This is a genomic window from Microcoleus sp. AT3-D2 (assembly GCF_036705715.1).
GTDB lineage: Bacteria > Cyanobacteriota > Cyanobacteriia > Cyanobacteriales > Microcoleaceae > Microcoleus.
In genome coordinates this window covers 1-26,072 of sequence record NZ_JAUBVE010000090.1, presented here as the reverse complement: position 1 = coordinate 26,072, position 26,072 = coordinate 1, and the positions used below count along the sequence as shown (strand labels likewise).

Below are 26,072 nucleotides of genomic sequence, written 5' to 3'. Positions count from 1 at the left end.
AGCCGGATGCAGTGAAAGCTGCACGTCCGCGTTCTGAAGGAGAGGTGTCCCGTGGTAACACAGGCATCGACTCTAATCGAATGGGAGGGAGAAGATGGTAACATCTTCTCTCGACCCTAACGTTTTAAGAGAAATAATGACCGATCGCAAATTGCTAGTTGTAGCTACGGCCAATCCGGGTAAACTCAAGGAAATGCAAGTTTATCTTCAGGATTTGGGATGGGAATTGCAGCTCAAACCGGAAGAGTTGGAAATCGAGGAAACAGGGGAAACTTTTATTGCTAATGCTTGCTTGAAGGCGTCTGAAGTGGCAAAAGCAACCGGCAAATGGTCGATCGCCGATGATTCTGGTTTAATGGTAGATGCACTCAACGGCCAACCTGGGATTTACTCGGCACGCTACGGCAAAACCGATGGTGACAGGATATCTCGACTTCTCAAAGAATTGGGCAGCGAACAAAACCGGGAAGCACAATTTGTTTGCGCTATCGCGATCGCCCGTCCCGACGGTACAATAGCCTTGCAAGTAGAAGGAATTTGCCGCGGCGAAATCCTCCACACTCCTCGCGGCACGGGAGGTTTCGGATATGACCCCATTTTCTACGTACCCGCACAGCAACAGACTTTTGCCGAAATGACACTGGATATCAAGCGATCGCACTCTCACCGGGGTCGAGCCTTCCACGCTCTTTTACCACAAATGGCAAACCTTGTCAACCAATAATGAAGAAAAAAGCCAAAACAGAGGGTAACTGTGGCATTGGATATTGACACTTAGGTATGAAAACTAAACAGGAAAGAGGTTTTTCGTTGGCAATGATTAGTTACCAATGCCCAATGCCCAATGCCCAATGCCCCAGTATCTTAGATTGCCTCCAAGTTCTTTTCCCCAGTCCGAATCCGAATAATTTGTTCTACAGGAGAGATGAAAATCTTGCCGTCGCCAATCTCGCCCGTGCGGGAAGCCGCGATAATTTTATCAACCACCATGTCAACCTGATCGTTTTCCACAACAATCTCGACCTTGAGCTTTTGCAAGAACTCAACGGTATACTCAGAACCGCGATAGCGTTCTGTCATGCCCTTTTGACGGCCAAAACCTCTAACTTCAGAAACAGTCATCCCCACAATACCAGCATTGACGAGTGCGATTTTCACTTCGTCTAGTTTAAAGGGGCGAATAATAGCTTCAACCTTTTTCAAGTTTTTCACTCCTAACAGTTAGTACCTTCGTTATATTACTTAATCGGCGTGACATCTTTTAATATCACTGCCAACAGCAAGTATTTTGTCAAGTATATTACCCTATCTTGTACTCGCGATGAAATGCACGCCAACCTTTAACAATCTTCTCGGATTTTTCGGGGGCGCGGGTTCTCGGTTCCGGCTGATCGCGGTAGAGTTAAGAAGACTGCAGCAGTCGTCCCCCGCCGATCTGCTAAAACATAAAAAGAGCGCAGGAGACAGGATTTTTCCGAGTTTCAGCTTTGCTATGTCGTCAGATTTGCACGTATTGCTGAAAACTATAATTGCCAGAGGCGGTCAGTTAAACTATTCCTATGCACCCAGCCAGCCCTCCCCCTGACCGCAGCGGGCTTGATGCCCTACTGAGAAATCGCCCCTTCCTCGCCTTGTGGACGGGCCAGTTATTGGCCCAAGTGGCGGATAAAATCTTTTACGTATTGCTGATTATTCTGCTGAAAACCGGCGACTACCGACCCTGGCCGGTTTCTTGGCAGCATTCGGAAAATTCTATGGAAAATTCTATGCTGTCAGCGGTGATGATCGCCTACACCGTGCCGGCGATCGTCTTTGGTTCCGTAGCCGGTATCGTCGTAGACCGCTTTTCCAAAAAGCAAATGCTGATCGCCTGCAACGTGATTCGAGCCGCGTTGATTGTAGCTTTGCCGTTTTTGCCCAAAGCTTTTGTGGTTTTGTTGACGATGACGTTTTTGATCTCTACCGTAACGCAATTTTTTGCTCCAGCAGAAGCGGCAGCCGTCCCCCTGGCCGTGGGGCGAGAGGGACTGATGTCAGCAAATGCTCTGTTCGCCTCGTCCACAATGGGCGGGATTATTATCGGGATGACGATCGGCGAACCGCTGTTTAGTTGGGTCAAACACAGCTTCGGATCAGCTTATCAAGAGTTTTTGCTGGGCGGGTTGTACCTGATATCTGCAGGTTTGATCTATGCCATGCAGATCAAAGAAGGTCATGCCGGCAGCAGTGGCAAAAACGTCCATCCTTGGCAAGACCTCAAGGAAGGTTTGCGCTATGTGAAACACAATCACCTTGTCAGCAACGCGATGGTACAATTGACGATTTTGTATTCCGTGTTTGCGGCGCTTCAGGTGCTGGCGATCGCGCTTTCAGGCAAAATAGGTCTCAAAGAAACTCAATTTGGCTTTTTGCTCGCTGCTGCGGGAATTGGAATGGTCTTCGGCGCAGCCTTTTTGGGACACTGGGGTCATCGAATGCACCACAAACCTCTGCCTTTAATCGGTTTCTTGATGATGGGTTTTGTATTAGCAATGTTTGCCTTTGCCAGACACCTTTGGGTGGGATTCGGATTGAGCGCTCTGTTCGGTTTTGGCGCTTCCTTAATTAACGGCCCGATGCAAGCTCTGATTCAAGAAAAAACTCCAGAATCTATGCGGGGCAAAGTCTTTGGATTTGAAAATAATGCGATTAATATTGCTCTGAGCCTGCCTTTAGCACTGACTGGCCCGCTGACTGATGCTGTCAGTAATGCCGTCGGCGACGATGACTTGGGCTTGCGGATCGTGTTGCTGAGTTTGGGCTTTTTGGTCTCGGTGATGGGGATGGCAGCTTGGAAACATACTCGCAAAGTGTTGCAAGATGTTCTGTAAACTTTGCAAAGAAGAAAGTTCGGCAACGGATTCGCTCCACGGATGTAACGGATGTCAGTCCGATGTCCGTCGGAAGAAGGAAGATAGAAGAGGGGATTGGTGTCAACTTAAGGTCAAATGTAGTACCGAGCTACTGTTTGACCGAAAGCATCCGGGGGGATACAGGCCCCCGGATTCATCCGTCCAGAAAGAAAAAACCTGTATCCGATAAAGGAGCCCCCGAATTTATCCGTGGGGTCAATGCTAAAATCTAAAATCTAAAATCTAAAATCTAAAATCGATTGACGATGATTGTCTATATCCCCTGATAGTTGGGGGGAACCAGAGCATTCTCTTTAGTTTCCCTTCTTAACGGGAATGGGAGCGGGATCGAGACTCGCGTCTCAACAAAATTTATCAAGGGTTTTAGGCGAGTGTTGACACCAATGGTAAGAGGTTCGAGGGCTTTCTTTTCACGATCGATCCATAACATAGCAACCGCCCTGATGATTAGGACGTTCTTAATTGCTGAAACTATTGTTTTTCTTGTCGAATGCCGAATCACGAATGCTCTAAAAGCGTCATATCGGGGTAAACAGCCATAGAGGCCGCTATTTCCTCTGTTTCTTTTCTTCCTCTGCTGTTCCACAATTTCTCGATCGGGCGAACCCTCTGCGATCGCGAAATCTTTTGTAAAATCTCACCACTTAAATTTTCATAGTTTCATTAATTAAGATTAAAGTAGTATAAAAGCTTTCATTAAAAATCATAATTAGTTTAAGGAAGGAAATTCTGTGCAACTAAAAACTAAAGTGACCATCAAGCGTGCAACTGGTGGATTTGCTCTGATTGACAGCTTGATCCGCCACGGCGTCAAGCATATTTTTGGTTATCCCGGCGGCGCAATTCTGCCGCTTTACGACGAACTCTACCGCGCTGAAGAAACTGGCGCTATCAAACATATTCTGGTGCGCCACGAGCAAGGTGCGGCTCACGCGGCCGACGGGTACGCCCGCGCTACCGGACAAGTTGGGGTTTGTTTTGCTACTTCGGGCCCCGGCGCAACTAATTTGGTAACGGGGATTGCGACGGCCCACATGGATTCGATCCCGATGGTAATTATTACTGGTCAGGTTCCCCGTCCGGCGATCGGCACTGATGCGTTTCAGGAAACAGATATTTACGGGATTACCCTGCCAATTGTCAAGCATTCCTATGTAGTGCGCGACCCGAGAGATATGGCGCGAATTGTGGCAGAAGCTTTCCACATCGCGAGTACAGGGCGGCCGGGGCCGGTGTTGATTGACGTGCCCAAGGATGTGGGTTTGGAAGAATTTGACTATCTACCCGTGGAACCTGGAGCAGTGAGAATTCCGGGCTATCGGCCGACGGTGAAGGGAAATCCTCGACAAATTAATCAAGCGATTCATTTGCTGAAGGAAGCAAAGCGTCCTTTGCTTTATGTGGGCGGCGGGGCGATCGCAGCGGCGGCCCACGAAGAAATTAAGGAACTGGCCGAACTTTTTCAATTGCCGGTCACGACAACGCTGATGGGCAAAGGTGCCTTTGACGAAAACCATCCTTTGTCGGTGAAAATGCTGGGGATGCACGGCACTGCTTACGCTAATTTTGCCGTTACCGAGTGCGATTTGCTAATTGCTGTGGGAGCTCGGTTTGATGATCGCGTGACCGGGAAATTAGACGAGTTTGCCGCGCGGGCGAAGGTGATTCACATCGATATCGACCCGGCGGAAGTCGGAAAAAATCGCGGCCCTGACGTGCCGATTGTCGGAGATGTCCGCCAAGTTTTGCTCGACTTGCTGCGCCGCTGTCGGGAAACTGGAGTTTCGGGAAAGGCCGGACAGACTGCGGAATGGCTGCACAGGATTGATCGCTGGAAACAGGACTATCCGTTAGTTGTGCCTCATTACCCAGACATTTTGGCTCCGCAAGAGGTGATTTCGGAGTTGGCTACTCAAGCGCCGGATGCTTACTACACAACAGATGTCGGTCAACATCAAATGTGGTCGGCTCAATTCTTGAACAACGGGCCGCGCCGCTGGATTTCGAGCGCTGGTTTGGGAACGATGGGTTTCGGGGTGCCGGCGGCGATGGGCGCGAAAATGGCCCTACCCGATGAGCAAGTGATTTGTATTGCTGGCGATGCTAGCGTGCAAATGAATATTCAAGAGCTGGGAACTTTAGCACAATACGGCATTAATGTCAAGATTGTGATTGTAAATAATGGCTGGCAAGGCATGGTGCGGCAGTGGCAGCAGGCGTTCTACGGCGAGCGTTATTCCTCCTCGAATATGACTGTGGGGATGCCGGATTTTGTGATGCTGGCTGAAGCTTATGGCGTGAAGGGGATGCTGGTTTCGCAACCGGAAGAACTCAAAGATGCGATCGCTCAAATGCTCGCTCATGACGGCCCAGTGCTGATGAACGTGAAGGTGACGAGGGACGAAAACTGCTATCCGATGGTAGTTCCAGGTAAGAGCAACGCTCAAATGGTTGGTTTGCCCGATCGTAGCAAGTTGCACTCTGCGGAGTTGGTTTATTGTCCCAGTTGCGGCGCGAAGAATGTTTCGACGAATAACTTTTGTCCTGAGTGCGGGACAAAAGTTTAAGTAGAGACAAGGCCTTGTCTGGCAGGGATTTAAACCCCTGCCGATATTTCGGGTTAAGCGGTTTTTCCGGTTAAGTTGACACGATGAAAGGCAATGCCGTGTGCTTACCCGGATCTGCTGTTTCACATTTAACACCATCTCCGCTGGCATTGCATCGAGAGCTTTAATCTGTAATCTCTAGGCATATTTTATGAGCCAGTGTCTAAACCCTGATTGCCTATTCCAAAACCCGTCTGGCTATACAAAATTCTGTCAAAAATGTGGGAATAAACTGCTATTGGGCGATCGCTACGGAGCCCAAAAAATTATTGGACAAGGGGGATTTGGGCGCACTTTTCTAGCTATTGACGAGTATAAACCCTCCAAACCTCCCTGCGTTATTAAACAATTCTACCCCCTATTTCAAGGCACTTCAAGTATCCAGAAAGCTGCTGAGTTATTTGCTCTTGAAGCAGTACGCCTAGAACAGTTGAGTAAACATTCTCAAATTCCCGACTTATTAGCATATTTTAGTCAAGATGAACGGCAGTATTTAGTCCAAGAATTCATCGACGGTGAAAATTTAGCCGAAGCACTAGAATCTAAGGGATATTTTAGCGAAACGCAGATTCGCGACTTGCTTAATAATTTATTGCCAGTATTCGAGTTCATTCATTCCCGCCAAGTAATTCACCGGGATATCAAGCCAGAAAATATTATTCTTAGGCAAGATGGGCAACTGGTTTTAGTTGACTTTGGAGCCGCGAAATATGCGACAAAAACGGCTCTAGGGCTAACGGGAACCAGGATCGGGACGGCTGGATATACGGCACCAGAACAAGCCAACGGCAAAGCTATTTATGCGAGTGATATTTATAGTCTGGGTGTCACTTGTCTGTGTCTGTTAACTGAGGTTGAGCCGATTTATTTATTTGATGATAGCGAGTTTGAGTGGGTGTGGCGAGAACACTTAAAAACATCTGTCAGTTCGGAACTGGGTCAGATTTTAGATAAAATGATACAACCTGCTATTAAAAAACGTTATCAATCTGCTACTGAAGTTTTGCAGGATCTTGCTTCTCAATCACCTCAATCATCACCTCAAACACCTTCACCGAAAACGCCACCAGACTCGCTTAAATCAGCGCGGGGTGTTGACTATACTCATCTGCGGGATTTATTAGCAGCAGGAAAGTGGAAAGAGGCGGATCAGGAAACATTCAAGGTTATGTTAAAAGCTGCTAGACGGGAGAAGGAAGGTTGGTTCGATACGAACTCGATCGAGAATTTTCCTGGCGATGATTTGCGGACGATCGACCAGTTGTGGGTAAAATATAGTCAGGGTCGCTTTGGTTTTAGCGTCCAGAAAAAAATTTGGTTGGAAGTGGGCGGCAAAGTTGATTGGGATACTGAATGCAAGCTAGGCGATCGTGTCGGTTGGCGAAAGAGGAAAAAGGGGAGGAAAGATTGGTTGGAGTACGATGATTTAACCTTTAATCTGCAAGCACCAGAAGGCCACCTCCCTGGACAGATGTTTGGGTGGTGGGGTGGGTTCCGGGGTTTGGGTGTGAAGTGGCGTTATGGTTCTGCTCTCGCATCGAGAGCTGTAAGCTGTAATCTATAGCGATTTCAGCCCTTTGTTAAGCCTTTTTTTAAGGATATTTTTCTACGAAGTTATCGGCTTTTGGTCATTTCATTACCTGTTACGCTTTGATATCACTCTTCAAACAACAGACTTGCGAAATTCGGGTCATAGCAATTGGCTAACACAAACTGTTTAGGGTTTAGAAACCGGGTTTTTTACCAAATATTTGGTTGTAGTCAGAAGATTCGGTAAAAACCCGGTTTCTTTGGTCAGTGCGTAAATCCTAATCTACTCTAAATTCGAGATAAAATGATGCGGTATGCCATTGTGATTGAAAAAACACCCAATAATTATTCAGCATATCCACCAGATTTACCCGGATGTGCAGCCACAGGCGCTACCCTTGCGGAAGTACAGCAGAAAATTAAAGAAGCAATAGAATTTCACTTAGAAGGATTGCGAGAAGAAGGTTTACCGATTCCCGAACCAACTACGCTTTGTGAGTATTTCGAAGCACGATAATCTCAGAAACCCGGTTTCTTTCTAGATTTCTCGTCACTCAACGCAAAACTCATAGAAACCGGGTTTCTAGCCCCCATGCTTAAGCCATGAACTTACGCACTAATGCCAAAGAAACCGGGTTTTTTACCTAATCTGTGGGTGACAACGAAAGATTTTCGTAAAAAAACCCGGTTTCTGAGATATAGGAAAATTCGCGGGAGTAACAAATGAATCTTTATTTGGGAATAGATTTCGGCACGACTGGCGCGCGATCGACTGTCATCGACTCCCAGGGTACAATACATTGTGAGACCGAATATACTTTTGCCAACAACGGGCAACAACAGCCTGAATTGCCCTCGGTGTGGCAAAAGGCGCTGTGGGACTTGATCGAGCAAATTCCCCCAACAATCCGCAATCAGGTAAGGGCGATCGCCCTTGACGGCACATCTTCCACTGTCATGCTGTGCAATACCGATGGTATACCAGTATGCGAACCCATTTTATACAATGATGCGCGCGGTGCAGCGGTGACAGAGAGGTTGCGGGCGATCGCGCCGGATAACCACACAGTATTAAGCGCTACATCCAGTCTGGCAAAACTCCTGTGGTGGCAAGACTTTCGAGAGGAAACCGCCCCTACGGTTTTCCTGCATCAAGCTGACTGGTTGGCATTTCTGCTGCACGGCAAATTAGGAATTAGCGACTATCACAATGCTTTGAAACTCGGTTTCGATGTTAATACTTTGTGCTATCCGAATTGGCTGATAGAGGGAATTGCGGGCGCTGCAACTCCTGAATTACCGCAAGTTGTCGCACCGGGCACGCCTGTGGGGGAAGTGAGAGCTCAAGTGGGCGATCGCTTCGGTTTTCCCCGCGATTGTATGATTTGTGCTGGTACAACCGATAGCATTGCAGCATTTTTAGCAAGCGGTGTCAATTTACCAGGGGAAGCAGTAACTTCTCTGGGTTCTACACTAGCAGTCAAGCTGTTAAGTCATACCCGCGTCGATGATTCTAGATACGGGATTTACAGTCATAAATTAGGCGATTTGTGGTTAGTTGGAGGTGCTTCTAATACCGGAGGTGCGGTGCTGCGGCATTTTTTTACTGATGTTGAGTTAGAGAATTATAGCACACAAATTGATCCAGCACAAGAGAGTTTGCTGGATTATTACCCATTGTTGAAAAAGGGCGATCGATTTCCGATTAATAACCCGAATTTGCCGCCCAGACTCGAACCGCGTCCCACTGATTCTGTGGAATTTCTGCATGGTTTGCTAGAAAGCATAGCGCGGATTGAAGCGCGGGGATATCAATTATTGCAAGAATTGGGTGCAACTCCTTTGACCAAAGTTTATACTGCTGGCGGCGGGGCGAAAAATTCGGTCTGGAGTGCGATTAGAAAGCGTTATTTAAAAGTGCCTGTTGAAACGCCAATTCATACTGCGGCTGCTTACGGGGTGGCGCTGTTGGCGATGCGGGGTGCGATGGGGATATAATGCTAATTTTCGCGCACCATCCACACGAAAAATCCCAATATTTTATCTACTGGAGGTAGCGGATAATCGGTAAGATCGATCGTTACTATTTGCCCTTCCAGCTTGAGAAACCGCCAAGCTGTGCCGCTGGAAACGCTGCCGTAGATGACGGAAATCGATCGCCCTTTGGCTTCATTAAATCTCTGGGCCGCCACCATTTCAGCAATACATTGACCCAAACCTACTTTCAAATCTCCTTTTTTAGCTTCCACCATCACAATTACCGGGGCCTCAACGTCTAATTGTTCCGGGGAACGGCTGATGATAAAATCGCAAACTCCTGTAAGTCCAACAGCCACATCAACATTAAATTCCTCACCCGAAAACACGCTGATTTGTTGGTTCAGAATCCTGCGAACTTCCAGCAATACAGGGTTAATAATAGCTTCAGAACGGGCTTTTTCGGTGCTAGTGGCGATCGCCCAAGGCAAATTTGTCTCCAGCATGGTCTGCAAGGCTGTTGCGGGTGCGATCGGTTCGATTTCCGGCAGAAATTTGATTCCTTCCACTACTGTAAGATTGAAGGCTTCTTTAACCTTGCCGATGGTCGTAAATTGACTGTAAGACATAAGAGTTTAGGTTTTTATTTCTACTTTTTACTTAGATAAAACGAAGGTTGAAACCGCGTCTACACAAACGATATACCCGAAGTGGACTAAAGATAAAAACGTAATTCTTACCGCATTTTAACCGCCCATTCTTCAACCAGCTATTCTAGGGTTTTGCCTGTATATACGCGGTTTCAACCGCCGATTTTTCTATTACACTCGCTGCAACTTAGCTGTTCTGGGATCGATGATTTTCCTGCCCAAACCCGAAAACTTAATTGCCAGATTAGTTTTATCGCCTTCTCCCAAAACGTGGGTAATTTCTCCAACTCCAAAAGCATGATGAAAAACTTTATCGCCCGTTTTCCAATCCACCGATTGAGAATTCCCAGAATTAGCTGCTGAATTATTAGTTTTTCCCTTGGAAACAGCCGTTTTAGCTGTCTTAGTTTTCTTCGCACTTCCAGCCAGCAAATGTGTCGGCAATTCCCCTAAGAATAGCGAAGGGGTGCAGTGTTCCCGGAAACCTCCCCAAAGGCGGCGTTCGCGAGTGTGGGTGAGAAATAGCAATTCCTGGGCGCGAGTGATGCCGACGTAGCACAAACGGCGTTCTTCTTCGATCGCTTTCGGGTCGTCCAAACTGCGGAAATTGGGAAATAAACCCTGTTCCATTCCGACTAAAAATACCACGGGAAATTCTAGCCCTTTTGCGGAGTGCAGCGTCATCAACGATACGCGGGAATCTTCTTCCTGCAAGTCATCTAAATCGGATGCTAAAGATGCTTTTGCTAAAAATGCTGTCAGCGTCGGTTCTTCGTTTTGTTCTTCAAATTGCAGCACTGCATTATACAATTCTCTGACGTTTTCTATGCGATTTTCTGCTTCCTCGGTTCCTTGATTTTTCAAATCTTCAATGTAGCCTGAATCTTGGATAATTCCTTGGACAATTTGCGAAGCCGGCAGAGTTTCAATTTGCGATTGCCAGCGACCAATCATTTCGGCAAACTTAATAATAGCTTTTGCCGATCGCCCTGCGAGAGTATTGACAGAAGATTCATCGCTGAGGATTTCCCACAACGGAATGCCTAACTGAGTTGCAGCGTCTTCGATTTTGGAAAATGTGGTATCCCCAATGCCGCGACGGGGAGTATTGATGATGCGTTTGAGGCTAACGCTATCGTCGGGATTGGCAAGCGCCCGCAGGTATGCTAGGATATCTTTGATTTCTTTGCGATCGTAAAACTTTAGGCCACCGACAATATTGTAGGCAATGTCTAAACGCATTAACGCTTCTTCAAAGGAGCGAGATTGAGCGTTTGTTCGGTAGAGAATCGCAAAGTTACTGCCGTTTTCGTATTCGGAGTTTTGGCGCTTCAAGGAATGAATTTGACCCGCTACAAATTCCGCTTCTTCTAATTCGTTGTCGGCGCGCCAGACAACAATCGGAGCTCCCGGTTCGCGAGTCGGGCGCAGAATTTTTTCGATCCGTTCGGTATTGTGTTCGATCAAGTGGTTCGCGACTTGCAGGATGTTTTCGCGCGATCGATAATTTTCCTCTAATTTTACCATTGTCTGAGTTTTTTCGTCTGACAAACCATCTCCGAAATCCTCTTGAAATTCCAGCAATATGGTATAATCTGCCATCCGAAAGCTGTAAATTGATTGATCGACATCGCCCACGACAAAAATCGAGCGATTTTGCCATTTATCGAAGTTTTTCGGGTCGGCGTTATTTGTCACCAACATCCGAATCAAATCGTATTGAGTGCGGTTTGTATCTTGGTATTCGTCAACTAAAATATGGCAAAACTTTTTATGCCAGTAACTTAATACTTGCTCATTTTGACTCAAAAGTTTAACGGGAACGAGGATTAAATCGTCAAAATCTAGGGCATTGTTGGCCGCTAAAGCGTCTTGATAGCGACTGTAAACATCGGCAATCACACGACCTCGATAATCCGGTTCTGCTGCTTGGTATTCTTGAGGCGACAACCCTTTATTTTTAGCGTTGCTGATGATATATCGGACTTTTCGAGGGTCAAATTTCTTGTCGTCGAGGTTCAGGGTTTTGGTGACGATTTGTTTGACGAGACTTTGAGCATCTGATTCATCAAAAATCGAAAAGTTTTTCTTCCACTGGCGGCCTTTTTCGTCTTGGTATTTTTCAATATCGTAGCGGAGAATGCGACCGCACAAAGAGTGAAAAGTCCCCATCCAAATGTGTTTGGTAATTCTTTGGTAAATTTGCGATCGCAATTTGGTTTGCACATCCGGGGCTAAGTCTACCAAAGGTTTGCCATATTCCGCTTCAGCTTGCTGAGTTGCCAGCAATTTCTCAATTCTTTCTTTCATCTCCCTGGCGGCTTTATTTGTAAATGTCACCGCCAGAATATTTTCAGGATCGACTCGATGGGTGCGAACTAAGTTAGCAACTCGGTAAGTTAGAGCTCTGGTTTTGCCGGAACCAGCGCCCGCTACTACTAACAGTGGCCCGTTATAATGGGCGACTGCTTGGCGCTGAGATGGGTTGAGGTGGCTGAGGAAGTCAGTGGTTTGAGTCATAGCTAGAAAGTTAGTTTAATTTTTTAAGGGGTAAATAATACTTGGTATGCGATACCGCGAGTTTTTTTAACGTAAGGTGTGCCTAGCGCACCCTATATTATAACTAGAACGGTGATTTTTTGAACTTTAAATATTTTTTGCCCAAGCGAGTTGTTTAAGGTAAGGTGCTCGGCGCGCACCCTACACAATAACTAGATAGGTGATTTTTTTTAACGTTAAAATATTCGTGTTAGCCAAATTGCTGCTAATATTCCCAAGCCAATCCAAATGGCAACAATCACAACAGCGACAGCCCGATTTATCGGTTTTCCTCGCTCTATTTCTGCGGCTGCTTTTTCCCGACACTCGGCTAAAACCTGTGACGGAATCATCTTCAGTACCAGCCAAATTCCCAAAGGTACAATTATCAAATCGTCCAAGTAGCCGAGAACTGGTATGAAGTCAGGAATTAAGTCGATCGGGCTAAAAGCGTAGGCCACCGTAAGACCTGCTAAAATTCTGGCGTACCAAGGTAATCTCTGGTCTGTAGTGGCTAAATAAACAGCGTAAATCTCTTTTTTTAGTCGGCGGGCAACTTGTTTTAAGGATTGCATATTTTAATTTTTTACAGTCTTCAATAGTCCCTGGGGGGTGACAAAGAGGTCTACGATATAGACTGTATAAGGGTTTCAGCCCGCATACCTTGTTGATTGAAGCGGCATTTAGAAGGAGTTAACTTGCGTTTACTGTTCCACCTCCAAAGAATATTGTTCTAGATAATCAACCCACTTTTCTCCATCTAATCCAACACCAAATGTACTCCGTCTGCGATATTTTTTCTTGGGTTCTCTGCAACGACATACATATTTTTGAACCTGCTTTCTCTTCTGTTCAGTGCCTTGAAATATTGCTGAACTGTACGCAAGTGTCATGAGCAGAATCATGTTAATAAGTCGGTTTCCTTTTAGGCTAGTTCCTTCAAGATCGTAGCCTCCTGTTTTACAGTCTCGGAACATTTCTTCAATACCCATCCGTTGCTTATAAGCATCGATAGCTGCCGGCAATGAGCCTAAATCTGTGAGTATAAACCATGCTTCATCTACCTTCCATGCCCCGTAGTTTCTTTTCCACTTACAAGCAACATCAAATCCAGTAGCAGGCTGAGTTTTTCTCACTCTTTTACCTTGAAAATATCAAGATGTTCCTGGTATTATTCCTAATTCATCTAGCCGTTGCCAAACTAAATGTTCTGTTTCGATACAATGATTCTTTTTCAGTTTTAAACAAAAAGATACACCCTTTTTCCTGAGCCAGTTTGCCAAATCGACAGAACATAATTCACGGGAGCATCTCACTTATGCAATAAGTAGAAATATTTAGGCAAAAGCAAGATTAAGATAAGAGCAGCGATGCTTGAGAACTTGAGAGATATTAGACCTCCTGCGAAAGTCTGAGAGAGTTGTAAAATAGATAGAAATTCAACTAATCTAAAATGAGTTACAAACAAGTTAAGAATCTAGAGCCTGCAGAGTTCAAACGTTTATGTGGTGTCACTCCAGCAACATTTGAGGGGTGCATCTCAGTTTGGCAAATACATCAAATTGAAAGTTGACCGTTGAGATAAGCACAGCGAAGAGCAAGGATAGACGAAACGTTCTCAATATTCCATTGTGTTCCCGATATTTTTACCCTTAATCCAATGCGTTTAATTATTGATTCAATTGTTCCCGAACCAATCGAACTTATGGATTCTTTTTTGTAGTATTGGTAATTTACTATTCGGCAGCGATGGGTCTCTAAATAATTACAAAACGTTTTAAATACTTGACCTTTAAAGTCTTTAAATATTTTTATAACTTCATCAAGTTTGCCTTGCCATAACATAGTTTCTGCTGATTTTAATCGTTTTATTGAAGCCCCTACCTTGTAGAGATTTTCTTGTTCGATGATACCAATCTAAGATTTATTGTCTTTGTTCATTATCTCCAATTTTTTTAAATATGTTCCAAATTCCGGCATGACCATCTCCTAAACAATACAGATGGTGTAGTAATTTTTGGCTATTAGTCCAATCAATTGAGTCTTGATTATTTTGAAAAAATGCTCCAGAATAAACATTATTTAAACACACGGCTTTATAGTCTTTCCAGTAACAGCTCTCGCCCTTGGTTTGGTTGCGTAGTCTAACTTTACCGCCATCTAATGAATGTAATTTCTTTGACTCCTTGTTTAGATGTAGGAAATTCAAATTCTTGTCTCTTGACTAATTTTTGTAATGTACTGTGAGAAATTTTGATTCCCGTAAATTTTTCCAAATCTTTTTCTGCCCTTTGATAAGATTCATTGGCACTGATTAAAAGACAGCAATTTTCCATGACTGGACTAAATTGACTGTAAGCTTTTAAGTCAAAATATTTTGCCTGATTATCTGTAATGTCGAGCGAGCCGATTATTGATTTTATTTTTCGGGGTTTTCCTGTTTGAATTCCTGATACTGCTGAAAAAAAAGCTACCTAGTTCTGGGCCTACTTCTTCTAACATTTTCGCTTCGCAGGGATTTTTCTATACTTTCAAAACTTTTTAACTGGGTTGGAGCTGTATTTCTGTAAAGAATTTCTGCTACCGCTTTTAAGTGGGCTTTTAGCTGTTGTTGGTCTGATGGTATCATTTTATTTGCCTTATATTTATTTGACGATTTTACTAGCTTTTTCATTTTCACTCTTTTTTGACACATTCGCCAAAGTGAGATGCACCCCATTTCTAATGCCATCGACCTCACTGTCTTGCTTTTGATTGAAACATTGAGCCGCTACCATTGCCGCCGCGCATTGCCCCAGCCCGCCAATAATATCTTCTTTTTTCGCTTCAAAGATGGTCACAGCTGGAGCACTGATAAACAATTGTTCCTGAGAACCGCTAATAATATAATCGCAAAATCCTTGCAATCCCCTTCCTGGATCGACAGTAAAATCCTTACCTGAAAACAGCGAAACTCGCTTGTTTAACAGCCGCCTAACTTCTGCCAAAATCGGAGCAATTAAAAATTCCGATCGAGCCTTTTCAGTGGAAATAGAAATTGCTAAAGGCACGTAATCGTTTAAAATAGTTGTTAAGATTTCTGATGGTGTAACAGGGGCTGTAGCGGCAAATAAATCGCGAGTTTCATCCAAAGTTAATCCAAAATCGTTTTTAACTCTAGCAAGGCTGAAATCGCTGTATGCCATATTTTTAGCTCCCAAAATTAATCCCGAGCGCGAGAGATGACAGTCGAGGGACTCTCACAGTCAAATTATAAATCTCACTCTTAGATTTTAGCATAAAAAATTATTAGCATCAATTAAAATAAGACATAGGTAATTCAAGTATGGTAAAACATATCAGCGGCTGGATTATTGAAGGAGTAGTAGCTTCTGGTAAAACCACATTTATTAAAGAGCTACAACAAATATTGACTAATAGACATCCTGCCAGAACAAAGGTTTACATTAGCGAACATTACACCGAACGTGTCCTAGAAAATGAGAAAGCCAAGCACTCTCTAACGGCACAAGCCACAATTGGCTTAGCGTCTAATATTGTTGAGGAATTGGAAGGTATTGCCTCTTGGAAATCTAAAAGTAAATTCTGTCATAACCAAGATAATGCAGTTATTGACTCTACCCTAGAAAGGTTTTTAGGTAGCCATCATGCCAACTTAAAAACAATGAATCTATGGTATCCAAATTCTCAAGATGAATCCAAAATCAGAGATATTTATAATCGTTTAGAAATACTAGGTTTCTCAGTAGTTATTCTAAAATTGCCAGACTCTCTGATTAGTCAGGCTGTAGCGTCTACTAAGCTTTATAGAAATACAGCTTGGTCTCAGTATCTTAAAACGATAGGAAATGATGAGGAAGTAGGGTATTACTACTTAAATTGGCAAAATAAACTACTTGAATTTTATAATACTCTTAGCGAGCATATTGAAATTAAAATTATGATGATAGATTCTATCCACATCAAGAATCAGTATAGTGAATTGGCAGCTTCTCTAGTAAAATGAGTATCGGTGAGCGGTTTGGTGAAGTTGCTGCTTTGTTGAATAAGGACTAAAGTCCAATGGCACTGAAAAAGTGAACCCAAAAAAATCTGTAAGGCAATATATATATAGATCATTGCCTTACAAACACAAAAATCTATCTCTATTATGTCAAATCGTGCGTCTATTCTCAAGCAACAATTTTTACAGAGTGTGGCCTTACCCTGGAAGGAGCTTCTACCAGACTTTAAAGTCCAAGAGCTTCTCGCTAACGAGAATGTGAGGTATTACAGCAGCGTCTACACACCGATAGTGACGTTATGGGCAATGGTATCCCAGGTACTGTCTCCAGATAAAAGTCTCAGTCAAGCGGTGAAGCGTATGGGTATCTGGCTGAGTGCAGCCGGAGTCAAAGCTCCTTCTTCGGACACAGGGGCTTACAGTAAAGCTCGTCAATGACTACCGGAAAGACTCGTCCAACAGTTAGTACCGTTCGTGGCCAACGAGCTCGAAAAACAAGTTCCGATAGAACAACAATGGTGTGGACGACGGGTGCGGGATCTCGTCGGGACAACCGTGTTGATGAGTGATACTACTGCAAATCAAGCCGAGTATCCGCAACACAGTAATCAAAAACCAGGGTGTGGATTTCCGATAGCGAAAATGGTGGTCTTGTTTTCATTACTCACAGGTGCAGTGGTATTTGCTGGAATAGATTCGTTGGCGACAAGTGAAATTGTGATGAGTCGTCTGCTTTATGCAAATTTACTACCAGACGATGTAATATTAGCGGATCGAGCTTAGGGCAATTATCTCGATTTAGTTTTGGTAAAACAGCAGGGAGCCGATGCTATTTTTCGCAAAAATTATTGGCGTAAGACGGACTTAAGGGCGGGGGAAGAAGTTGGGAATAGGCGACCATAAAGTGGTCTGGGACAAGCCAAAACATTGTCCCGAACACATGATGAATCAGGACTTTGAGGCATTGCCGTCTAATTTTATGGTTCGGGAAGTCTGCTTGCGTATTCAACGCCGTGGTTTTCGATCTCAACGGATTATTGTAGTAACAACATTAATCGATGCCCAACGATATACAGTGCAAAAATTAACTCTTTTATATGGGCTACGTTGGTCAGGGGCAGAAGTTAACTTACCCTACCTTAAAACCACGTTGAAAATGGAGATGTTAACAGCTAAAACTCCGGCAATGGTGAGAAAGGAAATCTGGACACACTTACTAGCTTACACTTTATTACGTACCATTATGTGGCAGGCCGTATCTTCGTCAGAACATACAGCTTTTCAAGTCTCATTCCAATCAACTCGGCAGTTGTTTAATCAGTTCTTGACGCTGTTGGCAACTACAGGGAAACGCCAACAGCGACAATGGCATCAATTGCTGTTGGAACAGGTGGCAACTAATTTACTCATGATTCGACCTGAGCGTTCCGAACCTAGAGTCTTGAAACGCAGACCGAAACCGTATCCTCGAATGCAGGAACCTCGCTCTGTCTTGAAAGCTAAACGGAGGGCGTGATTGAGACTTTTTCAGTGCCATTGGACTTTAGTCCTTACTACAAACGAGATTTTTTAAGGGCATTTATCTGTGGCACGGGCGTCTCGCCCGTGTCACTCACTGAGGGTTAGAGTCTAACCTTTCTGTGCCCAACCTTTCGCCCAATTCAAGTTTTGCATAACTTCTTTCAATGTGGCTGCTTCTGAATACAGCCGCAACACGGGTTCAGTACCGCTAAACCGAATTAATAGCCAACTTCCGTCAGCTAAGCGGAATTTATATCCGTCAACTTTGTTGCAATCTACAACTGCTTTGCCGGCGATTTCTGTTAAAGGTTGATTTTGCAGCAGCGACAGCAAACGCGACCTTTCTTCCATGTTTGCTAGGTGCAAGTCTATTCTGTCATAAGCTGAAGTGAAGCTGGTTTCTTGTTGCAGTCGGCTGTAAATTTCGCTTAAGTCTTCCCCGGATTTGACAACTGCTTCTAACAAGTACAGCGCTGACAGCAAAGCATCTCGTTCGGGAATGTGCGTACCGTAGCCAATTCCTCCTGATTCTTCGCCGCCGACTAAGACTTGGGTGGTTAACATTCGATCGGCTATATACTTGTAACCGATCGGCGTTTCAAATAAAGGCAAGTCGTACAGCTTGGCAATTTTGGGAATTATGTCTGAACCGCTGACTGTTTTGATGACTTCCCCGGTCAAGCCGCGCCGTTTTGCTAAATGTTCGATTAGTATGGGAACTAGGATTTGTGAACTGAGAAAGTTGCCGTTAGAGTCAACGGCTGCAATTCGATCGCTATCTCCGTCAAATACAAATCCGATCGACAAACCAGAGCTTTTTCGCTGGTGAGTACGCATCACCCGAAATAACTGCGACAGGTAGCGCGGCAAAGGTTCCGGTGCACCGCCGCCGAACAGCGGATCTCGATCGCTGTTGACTTCGTGCACTGTTTCTTCTAAAATTTGAGCTAATCCTCCGGCGGCGGCACCGTGCATTACATCTACAAATACTGTAATTTTGCCGCTGGCGATCGCTTCTTTAATCGCCTCAATATCTACCATTTCCCGCAAGGTTTTGCAGTAAGCTGGCCAAGGATTGAAATTCTCCAATTTGCCGGGACTTGCTGAAAGTGCCGCCGGATTTTCGAGTTTTTCTTCTATCTGTTGAGTAACTTCGGGCGAAACTGAACCGCCAAATCCGCCCTTGACTTTTAACCCTAAATATGCGCCGGGATTGTGGCTGGCTGTCAGGACGATCGCACCCAAAGCATTTAATTGTTTGGCAGCTAAACTGAAAGCCGGAGTTGGGGCGTAGGATTCGCTCAGCAGCACGTCAAATCCTGCGTTTTGGATGGCAACAGCCGCTGTGAAGGCAAATTCTTCAGCCAGAAACCGACGGTCGTAACCGACAATTACGGTACCGCTGCTGCTGGTTTGTGCGAGAACTTGTGCCGCTAGGGGAGCTACTAACGCCACGCGATCGAATGTAAAATCGTCAGCAATGATACCGCGCCAGCCATCTGTACCGAATTTAATAGGATTCATTAGTCACAAGTCATGAGTCACCCGTCTATTTTATGGGTTTATCAGTCGATCGTCATCTGATTTTAGATTTTAGATTTTAGATTGCGACTGCGGATGAATCTGGGGGCTAGTGACCAAATTGCTTAATTGCTAGCCACCACCCAAAAAGTGATTGACTAATGACTAATGACTAATGACTAATGACTAATGACTAATGACTAATGACTAATGACTAATGACTAAAAGAAAGCCGGTTGGTGGCGGATCAAATTCAGGAATTCTTCGCGAGTTTTCTGTTCCTCTTGAAACACCCCCAACATGGCACTCGTAACCGTCCAAGCACCAGGTTTTTGCACACCTCGCATCGTCATGCACATATGGCTGGCTTCCATGACTACAGCTACTCCCTGCGGTTCCAATATTGTCTGAACTGCTTCGGCAATCTGGCGTGTCAAACGTTCTTGCACCTGCAATCGGCGGCTGTACATCTCAGCAATTCGGGCTAATTTGCTCAATCCCACTACTTTTTGGTTGGGAATGTAAGCGACGTGAACTCGACCCATAAACGGCAGCATATGGTGTTCGCACATACTGAATACGCTGATGTCTCGCACCAGTACCATTTCGTTGTGACCTTCGTCAAAGATAGCGCCGTTGAGGAGTTCTTCGAGGGATTGACTGTAACCACTGGTGAGAAACCGCATTGCTTCTGCTACCCGTTTTGGGGTTTTGAGCAATCCTTCGCGTTCGGGGTCTTCTCCTACTCCCAGCAGCATTGTGCGAACGGCCTCCATCATTTCTTCTTGGCCTACTTCTGAGGGTTTGGGCACGCTGGATTCTTGACCGTGCGAGGAATTGCGATCGGGTCGAGTTGGGATGCGCGGGGTGTTGTTTTCTGCGGTTTGTAACAGTTTCATGCTGTCAGTCGAGAGTGAGTTCGAGCCATTGGAATCGGCGGAAGATGCAATTGTCATAACAATTTGGTGTGAGGGTCGATCGATTTTGGATTTTCGATTTTGGATTTTCGATTGATAGAGATTCAAAGATTGTTGGATTGTGAGAAAAACCCACTATTTTACAATCTCAAGTTCACAAAACTCCTGCGTTGGACATGAGCGTGATTTCTTCAATTACTGCACTTGCTGGCAACTGAACCGCGTGCAGAATTGATTGGGCGACGATTTCTGGGGTTAACATGGCGGTGCGATCAAAGTCGGCGTCCACGGTGTCTGTGTCCCACATGGGAGTATTGACAGAACCCGGACAGATTGCTGTTACGCGAATTCCGTGAGCGCGTTCTTCGGCGGCTAAGGTTTTAGACAATGCCATGAGACCGAATTTGCTGACGCAGTAGGCTCCCCAGTTGGGGAAGGTTTGGCTGCCGGCGATCGAGGAAACGTTGATGATGATTCCCGATCCGCGATCGCGCATCGATGGCAAAACTCCTAGAATGCACTGCCAAACGCTAGTAAGATTGAGGTCTAGAACCTTCTGCCAGTCGGCTAGGGACGTTTCCGTCAAGGAGCCGGTGTAGCCCATACCCGCGCTGTTGACCAGGATATCTACAGCACCCAATTGAGCTGCGATCGCGCTGATGCTGCTTTGCACTTGCTCAATTTTTGCCAAGTCTAAGGGATAAGCTTCTGCTTTCACTCCGACTTCTCTGGCTGCTGCAGCAACGGCTTCTAAGTTTTCCGACTCTCGGCTAACTAAGGCCAGATTTATGCCCTCGGCGGCGAACGCTAAAGCCGTCGCTTTGCCAATACCGCTGCTGGCTCCGGTAATCAGAGCCTGCTTTGTTGTTGGATGGTTCATTCAGTGTCCTAATACTTTCGCTCGGCAACTCTTTACAGCGTTGCAGCCTTCTGAGGCAAATTAGACAACTGTCTGCTGCGGGTGATAACAGTTAATTATGAGATGAACATTAAGAACTGTTAAGCCGGTGTCACCTGAGAAATTATAACACTGCTGACAGATCCGCAGAATAATGAGCTGTGAGTTATGAGTTTAAAGTTAAGAATTTTTAACTCATAACTGATAACTCTGAATCGATCGGCTCAAGCAGAAATTTCAGTGAATACACCGATGTGGCGAAACTTTTGATACCGGAGCTCGCGTCGCTGCTGACCCGTAAGCTGGGTTAGTTCTGCTAAGTTTTCTAACAAAGCTTGTTTGAGTATGGACGCAGCTTTGAGGGGATTCGAGTGAGCGCCGCCGATCGGCTCTGGTACTATTTGATCGAGAACGCCGAGGTTTTTCAAATCCCAGGAAGTGATTTTCAGGGCTTCTGCAGCCAAGTTAGCTTTGCCAGAGTCTTTCCAGAGAATGGCCGCGCAAGCTTCCGGGGTGGCGACGGTGTAGACGGAATGTTCCAGCATCAACAGCCGCTCGCCGACACCGATACCCAATGCGCCGCCGGAACCGCCTTCGCCGATGACGGTGCAAATAATGGGAACGTCGAGGCGAAACATTTCTCGGAGGTTACAGGCGATTGCCTCTCCCTGTCCGAGCTGTTCTGCTTCTAAGCCCGCCCAAGCCCCCGGAGTGTCGATAAAGGTGAAAATTGGCATTCCGAAGCGATCGGCGTGTTCCATCAACCGCAGGGCTTTGCGGTAGCCGCCGGGAGCCGCCATGCCGAAGTTGCGGGCTATATTGTCTTTAGTGTCGCGCCCTTTTTGATGGCCGATGATGACTGTGGGGCGCCCGTCTATGCGGGCAATTCCGCCAACGAGGGCCGGGTCGTCTCCGCCGCGCCGATCGCCGTGAAGCTCGATCCACTCGTCGCTAATTGCCTGAATGTAATCGAGGGTACTGGGGCGGCGCGGGTGACGAGCCAGTTGCAGCCGCTGCATGGGGGACAAGCTGCTGAAAATTTCTTGTCGCAGTTGGGCTGAGCGAGCTTCGAGTTTGCGAATTTCGTCGGTGACATCGACGCTGTTTTCTTCGGCGAGTTCGCGAATCTGGTGAATTCGGGTTTCGAGTTCGGCCAGGGGCTTTTCAAAATCTAAGAGTAAGGGTTTACGGTCTGGGTTTGGCACGCGGATAATTTCTATAAGGTTTTGTCAGGTTTTGTCGATCGACTCTTTCGAGATCCTACCCTGTCAGGGGATGGTAAAAAAGACGGCAAAATTGGAAACTTTGAGTTTTAAATTTTGTATGATATCAAATTTGGTCACATCATTATCATCATTATCATATAGCGCGAGCTTTCCGATCGCGCTGCACTCCGAAAAATATTATTCCGATGCCAAAGAAAAAGTCAACTATTAAATTTTCCAATTTAACAGTTGACTTTTAACATCAAAATGACATTAATAAAGGTCTGAAACCGTGCTTGACAGAAATAAGACCGATTTGCTCCATCTTCTCCACAGTAATTTGGTTCCGTCCCCAAGAAAAATTGGTATACAATTTTTCAAATTCCAGCAGCATTGATTCGGCAAAACAGGCAAACAACTGTCGGCCCGGTACATCCATATTGACAATCTTCATAATTTTCCACTCAATATCGAGGGAATGCTCCACAATGCCGCCATTGAGTACGTAAATTTCTGGATGCTGAACCTGAGTTGCCAGATTTTTCGGATAGCCACCGTCAATCAATAAACATGGTTGCTTTAATGTCTTAGGGTCAATTTCTACTCCCTTGGGCATACTGGCTACCCACACTACAATATCCGCTTGGGGGAGGGCTTCTTCCAAGTCCATGATTTTGCCTCGTCCCAATTCCGATTGCAAATCTTGCAATCGTTCTTTGTCGCGGGCAATGAGCAACAATTCTGCTACATTTGTTTTAACATTCAGCCAGCGACACACCGCACTGCCAATATCGCCAGTAGCACCGCAAACGGCTACAGTGGCTTTTGAAAGTTCAATCCCTAATTTGGGGGCTGCTTCTTCTACTTGGCGGCAGAGGATGTAAGCCGTGTGAGTGTTACCAGTGGTGAACCGCTCGAACTCCAACTTGAGATTGCGAATTTGCTTAATTTGCTGCAAGTTGAAAGTCTCAAAAATGATCGAAGAAAAGCCACCTAAAGCAGTGATGTTAATCCCGTTTTTTTGAGCGTGTGCCATCGCATTAAGGATTTTGCGAGTGGCTGCTTTAATCCGGCGAGTGGCTAGCATTTCTGGCAGAAAACAGGACTCCACATAGCGACCTTCTATTTTTTGTCCAGTGATGCTTGTTACCGTGATCTGATCAACTATTTGGGGCGGTGCGCTGCACCAAAAATCGAGACCTTGATCGGCATATTCTGGATAGCCCAGCTCGTTAGCTACTGATTGGGCGTGTTCTAAGCTGGTTAAGTGACCGATTAGACCAAACATTAAGTTGTCAAATGAAGGAAGATTGAAGATGGGAAGATGGGAAGATGGGAAGATGGGAAGATTAAAAATTTATATTTTAAAATGAGCTATCCCATTTTTAATTTTTAATTTTTAATTTTTTTCCCATTCCTTATTTCCTAATTAACTAGGCTGCGAGACCTTGTGCTGACATCCGCATGATGTCGCGGTTGTTAAAGCCAATGTTACCTAGGGCTTCGCCGTAGGCAATCATAAAGTCTTCGATTAAAGCGTCTTTTTCCATTCCCAAAACGCGGGCATCGTCTGCGACAGAGTTTAGCAATCTCCAGATGATGGGCAGGTTTTGGCGGTTGGCGGCTTCGAGTTCGGCTTTGGATTCCTCAAAGTGAGCTTGCAGCCAGACTTCCCCAAAGTTGAGGTGGCTGTATTCTTCTTTGACGACGCCTTCGGTGATTTTGCGAGCAAAGTCATCGGCGACGGGGATGTAGATGTTGTAAGCTGCGATCGCAAAACACTCGATAATTAGCGATTGAATCAACAAGCAAGTTACAATCTGACCTTGAGCAGCGGCCGTTTGGAAGTTTCTGTGCAAATCCGAAAAGAACTCTTTGGCAAATGCCATGTCCGGCGTGACTTTAAGATTCCGGCCACAAGCTTGGAAGCCTTTCATGTGGCGGTTCTCCATCTTGGACAAGCCAACTAACTCTGCTTTTTTGTCAGCCAACAGTTCGGCCAGTGTCAGGTAATTGTCGTGAGCTTCTTGTTCGCCTTCAATCACAATGGCGTTGATGCGACTGTAAGCATCTTTGTAAGTTTCGGTTTGAAAGTCAATTGTTGGGCTGGCCTCAAGCTGGGGCATAGATATGTAGTCTCCTCATATAAGCTTGTGGGATGTTTGGAAACCCCTTTAAAATTGGGGGTCAGTGACAGTACACTTTACCTATTTTGAACGCACCCCATCTAAATCACAGATTATAGCTGAGGATGCTTTCGACAAAGAACTTTTCTTTGACGTTCCGGGAAAAACTGGCGTCCGAGCGCGTGTTTGCCGGACTTAGGCCATCGAACACTCCAGAAAGACTCTCGCTAGAATCCTATCTATTTACTAATTACTTGAATTAGTCGTTAGCCGATCTTTTTCCCGGAAATAGATGATAGAAATACGGTCTATGTCTCCCCATTGAAGGGTTTTATAGTACCAACTCTATCTATAACATTATATCCTAATCACAACTTCCTCCCTAGGTACTCCTTCTTTCCCTCTACGACTATTATGTTGTTGTATGGGAATCTGGGAGGCGATCGGGTTGGAGAACCTCACAGGCTTATTATTTTAGGTTAATTCACAAATTTATGGGTAAATCCTTTGACAGGTCTCAAGCGCTGGAACTGCTGAGTTTTATTTGCTTGCTGGCGGGTGCTGCGCTGGTGCTGCTGCCACTGGCTGCTGTATTTTTGGTCTCTGTATCACCATCTGGTGTCGGTGTCAAGGCTACAGACCTGACTTTTGCGAACTATCAGGAGGCTTGGCGACGGGGCAATTTTTTGTTGGCATTCCTTAATTCTACTCTAGTGGCGATCGCAGTGACGGGTTTTCAGGTTGTGACTTCTGCTTTGGCCGGTTATGCTTTGGCCAGGCTGAAGTTTCGGGGGCGACAGGCCGTAGTTTTGGGGGTTTTGGCGACGCTGGTAATTCCGTTTCAGCTTTTGGTAATTCCCATTTTCTTGGTTTTGAAGTGGGGTCATCTGCTGAATACTTACGGGGCGCTGATTTTGCCTACGGCGGCTAACGGTTTTGGGATTTTTCTGCTGCGCCAGTATTTTATGACTGTTCCCGTGGAGTTGGAGGAGGCGGCAATGCTGGATGGAGCTAACCGCTGGCAGGTTTTGTGGCAAGTGATGTTACCCTTGGCCCGCCCTGCTTTGGTGACGCTGTTTTTGTTTACGTTTATCGGGGAGTGGAACGATTTGTTTAAGCCGCTGGTGTTTACGACGCGGCCGGAGTTGCGGACTGTGCAGTTGGTTCTGGCTGAGTTTCAGGAACAGTTTACTAGCAGTTGGCAGTTGTTGATGGCGGCGGTGGTAATTGGAACTGTACCGGTGGTGTTGCTGTTTTTGGCCGGTCAGCGGCAGTTTATTCGGGGGATTGCGGCGACGGGGATTAAGAATTGAGTTGGAGATGCTTGGCAATTAAGTTTGTAGTCATTAGACATCTCCAAAATAGTAACATTATGTGGTAAAAGAACATAAGAGACATTTTTTTACACACAAACATGAGCGATATCCTGAATCATATTGAAGAGAATCATAAAGAAACACAGCGATTAATTGGTCTGGAATATGAACATTTACAACAATTGCTCCAAAATGCCGAACGATTACATCATGAAAAGCAAGCTTTACTAGAATCGAAAAAAGTGAGAATTATTGCGGGTGGAGGAGGTCGAAAAGGGAGCATCCCGGTTTTGTAAATATCCGAATAAGTGTAAAATAGTTAAAATCAATAAAAGCGTCAAAAAAAGTCGAG

The 26,072-nt window shown here is 45.4% G+C and carries 21 protein-coding genes and 2 pseudogenes; 10 read left to right on the top strand and 13 right to left on the bottom strand.

The features are described 5' to 3' along the window. The first annotated feature begins 136 nt into the window (after positions 1-136). On the top strand, positions 137-724 hold the full coding sequence (gene rdgB, locus QUB44_RS26845; RefSeq protein ID WP_333372304.1) for an RdgB/HAM1 family non-canonical purine NTP pyrophosphatase: 588 nt from the start codon (positions 137-139) through the stop codon (positions 722-724). A gap of 140 nt (positions 725-864) precedes the next feature. Here the strand turns inward: rdgB and QUB44_RS26840 are convergent, their stop codons facing one another. Further along, complete coding sequence (locus QUB44_RS26840; RefSeq protein ID WP_006633346.1) at positions 865-1,203, bottom strand: P-II family nitrogen regulator; 339 nt, start codon at positions 1,201-1,203, stop codon at positions 865-867. Positions 1,204-1,559: 356 nt separating this feature from the next. Between QUB44_RS26840 and QUB44_RS26835 the strand changes: the two genes are divergently transcribed. From QUB44_RS26835 to QUB44_RS26815, 5 genes are all read left to right on the top strand, one after another. Further along, on the top strand, positions 1,560-2,870 hold the full coding sequence (locus QUB44_RS26835; RefSeq protein WP_333372302.1) for an MFS transporter: 1,311 nt from the start codon (positions 1,560-1,562) through the stop codon (positions 2,868-2,870). A 773-nt stretch (positions 2,871-3,643) separates the two neighbouring features. Further along, the gene (gene ilvB, locus QUB44_RS26830) at positions 3,644-5,479 is read left to right on the top strand and encodes a biosynthetic-type acetolactate synthase large subunit (protein ID WP_333372300.1); all 1,836 of its coding nucleotides are present in this window, start codon (positions 3,644-3,646) and stop codon (positions 5,477-5,479) included. Between the two features lie 190 nt (positions 5,480-5,669). Continuing rightward, the gene (locus tag QUB44_RS26825; protein WP_333372298.1) at positions 5,670-7,082 is read left to right on the top strand and encodes a serine/threonine-protein kinase; all 1,413 of its coding nucleotides are present in this window, start codon (positions 5,670-5,672) and stop codon (positions 7,080-7,082) included. A 270-nt stretch (positions 7,083-7,352) separates the two neighbouring features. After that, a complete protein-coding gene (locus tag QUB44_RS26820; protein WP_333372296.1) occupies positions 7,353-7,565 on the top strand; it encodes a type II toxin-antitoxin system HicB family antitoxin in 213 nt (70 codons plus the stop codon). A gap of 206 nt (positions 7,566-7,771) precedes the next feature. Then, positions 7,772-9,046: an FGGY-family carbohydrate kinase gene (locus tag QUB44_RS26815; RefSeq protein ID WP_333372295.1), complete on the top strand. Its 1,275-nt coding sequence runs from the start codon at positions 7,772-7,774 to the stop codon at positions 9,044-9,046. A 2-nt stretch (positions 9,047-9,048) separates the two neighbouring features. On the opposite strand, the gene QUB44_RS26810 is transcribed toward QUB44_RS26815, so the two are convergent. The 6 genes and pseudogenes from QUB44_RS26810 to QUB44_RS26785 all read right to left on the bottom strand — a co-directional run bounded on the left by QUB44_RS26810 (position 9,049) and on the right by QUB44_RS26785 (position 15,398). Continuing rightward, entirely contained in the window at positions 9,049-9,654 is a 606-nt protein-coding gene (locus QUB44_RS26810; protein ID WP_333372293.1) for a hypothetical protein, read from the bottom strand. A 192-nt stretch (positions 9,655-9,846) separates the two neighbouring features. Continuing rightward, positions 9,847-12,195, bottom strand: a complete 2,349-nt coding sequence (pcrA, locus tag QUB44_RS26805) for a DNA helicase PcrA (protein WP_333372291.1) — start codon at positions 12,193-12,195, stop codon at positions 9,847-9,849. A gap of 215 nt (positions 12,196-12,410) precedes the next feature. After that, positions 12,411-12,788 (bottom strand): YkvA family protein, encoded by a 378-nt coding sequence (locus QUB44_RS26800; protein WP_333372289.1) that lies wholly within the window; start codon positions 12,786-12,788, stop codon positions 12,411-12,413. 129 nt (positions 12,789-12,917) lie between these two features. Further along, positions 12,918-13,349 (bottom strand): hypothetical protein, encoded by a 432-nt coding sequence (locus QUB44_RS26795; protein ID WP_333372287.1) that lies wholly within the window; start codon positions 13,347-13,349, stop codon positions 12,918-12,920. Between the two features lie 421 nt (positions 13,350-13,770). Beyond that, positions 13,771-14,842 (bottom strand): annotated as a pseudogene (locus QUB44_RS26790) (ISKra4 family transposase). Positions 14,843-14,858: 16 nt separating this feature from the next. Then, positions 14,859-15,398: a hypothetical protein gene (locus tag QUB44_RS26785; RefSeq protein ID WP_333372285.1), complete on the bottom strand. Its 540-nt coding sequence runs from the start codon at positions 15,396-15,398 to the stop codon at positions 14,859-14,861. Positions 15,399-15,538: 140 nt separating this feature from the next. On the opposite strand from QUB44_RS26785, the gene QUB44_RS26780 reads away from it, so the two are divergent. Further along, the gene (locus tag QUB44_RS26780; protein ID WP_333372283.1) at positions 15,539-16,219 is read left to right on the top strand and encodes a hypothetical protein; all 681 of its coding nucleotides are present in this window, start codon (positions 15,539-15,541) and stop codon (positions 16,217-16,219) included. A 144-nt stretch (positions 16,220-16,363) separates the two neighbouring features. Continuing rightward, positions 16,364-17,732: pseudogene (locus QUB44_RS26775) on the top strand (IS4 family transposase). 113 nt (positions 17,733-17,845) lie between these two features. Here the strand turns inward: QUB44_RS26775 and QUB44_RS26770 are convergent. The 6 genes from QUB44_RS26770 to QUB44_RS26745 form a co-directional block, all read right to left on the bottom strand. After that, on the bottom strand, positions 17,846-19,261 hold the full coding sequence (locus tag QUB44_RS26770; RefSeq protein WP_333372281.1) for a phosphoglucomutase/phosphomannomutase family protein: 1,416 nt from the start codon (positions 19,259-19,261) through the stop codon (positions 17,846-17,848). Between the two features lie 218 nt (positions 19,262-19,479). Continuing rightward, a complete protein-coding gene (gene folE, locus QUB44_RS26765; protein WP_333372280.1) occupies positions 19,480-20,214 on the bottom strand; it encodes a GTP cyclohydrolase I FolE in 735 nt (244 codons plus the stop codon). Between the two features lie 115 nt (positions 20,215-20,329). After that, complete coding sequence (locus QUB44_RS26760) at positions 20,330-21,055, bottom strand: SDR family oxidoreductase (protein WP_333372278.1); 726 nt, start codon at positions 21,053-21,055, stop codon at positions 20,330-20,332. 242 nt (positions 21,056-21,297) lie between these two features. After that, on the bottom strand, positions 21,298-22,278 hold the full coding sequence (gene accA, locus QUB44_RS26755) for an acetyl-CoA carboxylase carboxyl transferase subunit alpha (RefSeq protein WP_333372276.1): 981 nt from the start codon (positions 22,276-22,278) through the stop codon (positions 21,298-21,300). A 262-nt stretch (positions 22,279-22,540) separates the two neighbouring features. Continuing rightward, positions 22,541-23,566, bottom strand: coding sequence for a long-chain acyl-[acyl-carrier-protein] reductase (locus QUB44_RS26750; RefSeq protein ID WP_333372274.1), 1,026 nt, complete (start codon positions 23,564-23,566; stop codon positions 22,541-22,543). Between the two features lie 145 nt (positions 23,567-23,711). Beyond that, on the bottom strand, positions 23,712-24,404 hold the full coding sequence (locus tag QUB44_RS26745; RefSeq protein WP_333372272.1) for an aldehyde oxygenase (deformylating): 693 nt from the start codon (positions 24,402-24,404) through the stop codon (positions 23,712-23,714). A gap of 494 nt (positions 24,405-24,898) precedes the next feature. Between QUB44_RS26745 and QUB44_RS26740 the strand changes: the two genes are divergently transcribed. Further along, complete coding sequence (locus QUB44_RS26740; RefSeq protein ID WP_333372270.1) at positions 24,899-25,717, top strand: carbohydrate ABC transporter permease; 819 nt, start codon at positions 24,899-24,901, stop codon at positions 25,715-25,717. A 101-nt stretch (positions 25,718-25,818) separates the two neighbouring features. Continuing rightward, complete coding sequence (locus QUB44_RS26735) at positions 25,819-26,016, top strand: hypothetical protein (RefSeq protein WP_333372268.1); 198 nt, start codon at positions 25,819-25,821, stop codon at positions 26,014-26,016. Positions 26,017-26,072 lie beyond the last annotated feature (56 nt).

Bases quoted from the DNA above. Each gene is read 5' to 3' on its own strand.
- folE (WP_333372280.1), bottom strand. From the start codon at position 20,214: ATGACAATTGCATCTTCCGCCGATTCCAATGGCTCGAACTCACTCTCG.
- QUB44_RS26820 (WP_333372296.1), top strand. From the start codon at position 7,353: ATGATGCGGTATGCCATTGTGATTGAAAAAACACCCAATAATTATTCA.
- QUB44_RS26815 (WP_333372295.1), top strand. From the start codon at position 7,772: ATGAATCTTTATTTGGGAATAGATTTCGGCACGACTGGCGCGCGATCG.
- QUB44_RS26735 (WP_333372268.1), top strand. From the start codon at position 25,819: ATGAGCGATATCCTGAATCATATTGAAGAGAATCATAAAGAAACACAG.
- pcrA (WP_333372291.1), bottom strand. From the start codon at position 12,195: ATGACTCAAACCACTGACTTCCTCAGCCACCTCAACCCATCTCAGCGC.
- QUB44_RS26810 (WP_333372293.1), bottom strand. From the start codon at position 9,654: ATGTCTTACAGTCAATTTACGACCATCGGCAAGGTTAAAGAAGCCTTC.
- QUB44_RS26745 (WP_333372272.1), bottom strand. From the start codon at position 24,404: ATGCCCCAGCTTGAGGCCAGCCCAACAATTGACTTTCAAACCGAAACT.
- QUB44_RS26770 (WP_333372281.1), bottom strand. From the start codon at position 19,261: ATGAATCCTATTAAATTCGGTACAGATGGCTGGCGCGGTATCATTGCT.
- QUB44_RS26760 (WP_333372278.1), bottom strand. From the start codon at position 21,055: ATGAACCATCCAACAACAAAGCAGGCTCTGATTACCGGAGCCAGCAGC.
- QUB44_RS26740 (WP_333372270.1), top strand. From the start codon at position 24,899: ATGGGTAAATCCTTTGACAGGTCTCAAGCGCTGGAACTGCTGAGTTTT.
- QUB44_RS26785 (WP_333372285.1), bottom strand. From the start codon at position 15,398: ATGGCATACAGCGATTTCAGCCTTGCTAGAGTTAAAAACGATTTTGGA.
- QUB44_RS26835 (WP_333372302.1), top strand. From the start codon at position 1,560: ATGCACCCAGCCAGCCCTCCCCCTGACCGCAGCGGGCTTGATGCCCTA.
- rdgB (WP_333372304.1), top strand. From the start codon at position 137: ATGACCGATCGCAAATTGCTAGTTGTAGCTACGGCCAATCCGGGTAAA.
- QUB44_RS26800 (WP_333372289.1), bottom strand. From the start codon at position 12,788: ATGCAATCCTTAAAACAAGTTGCCCGCCGACTAAAAAAAGAGATTTAC.
- QUB44_RS26780 (WP_333372283.1), top strand. From the start codon at position 15,539: ATGGTAAAACATATCAGCGGCTGGATTATTGAAGGAGTAGTAGCTTCT.
- QUB44_RS26825 (WP_333372298.1), top strand. From the start codon at position 5,670: ATGAGCCAGTGTCTAAACCCTGATTGCCTATTCCAAAACCCGTCTGGC.
- QUB44_RS26750 (WP_333372274.1), bottom strand. From the start codon at position 23,566: ATGTTTGGTCTAATCGGTCACTTAACCAGCTTAGAACACGCCCAATCA.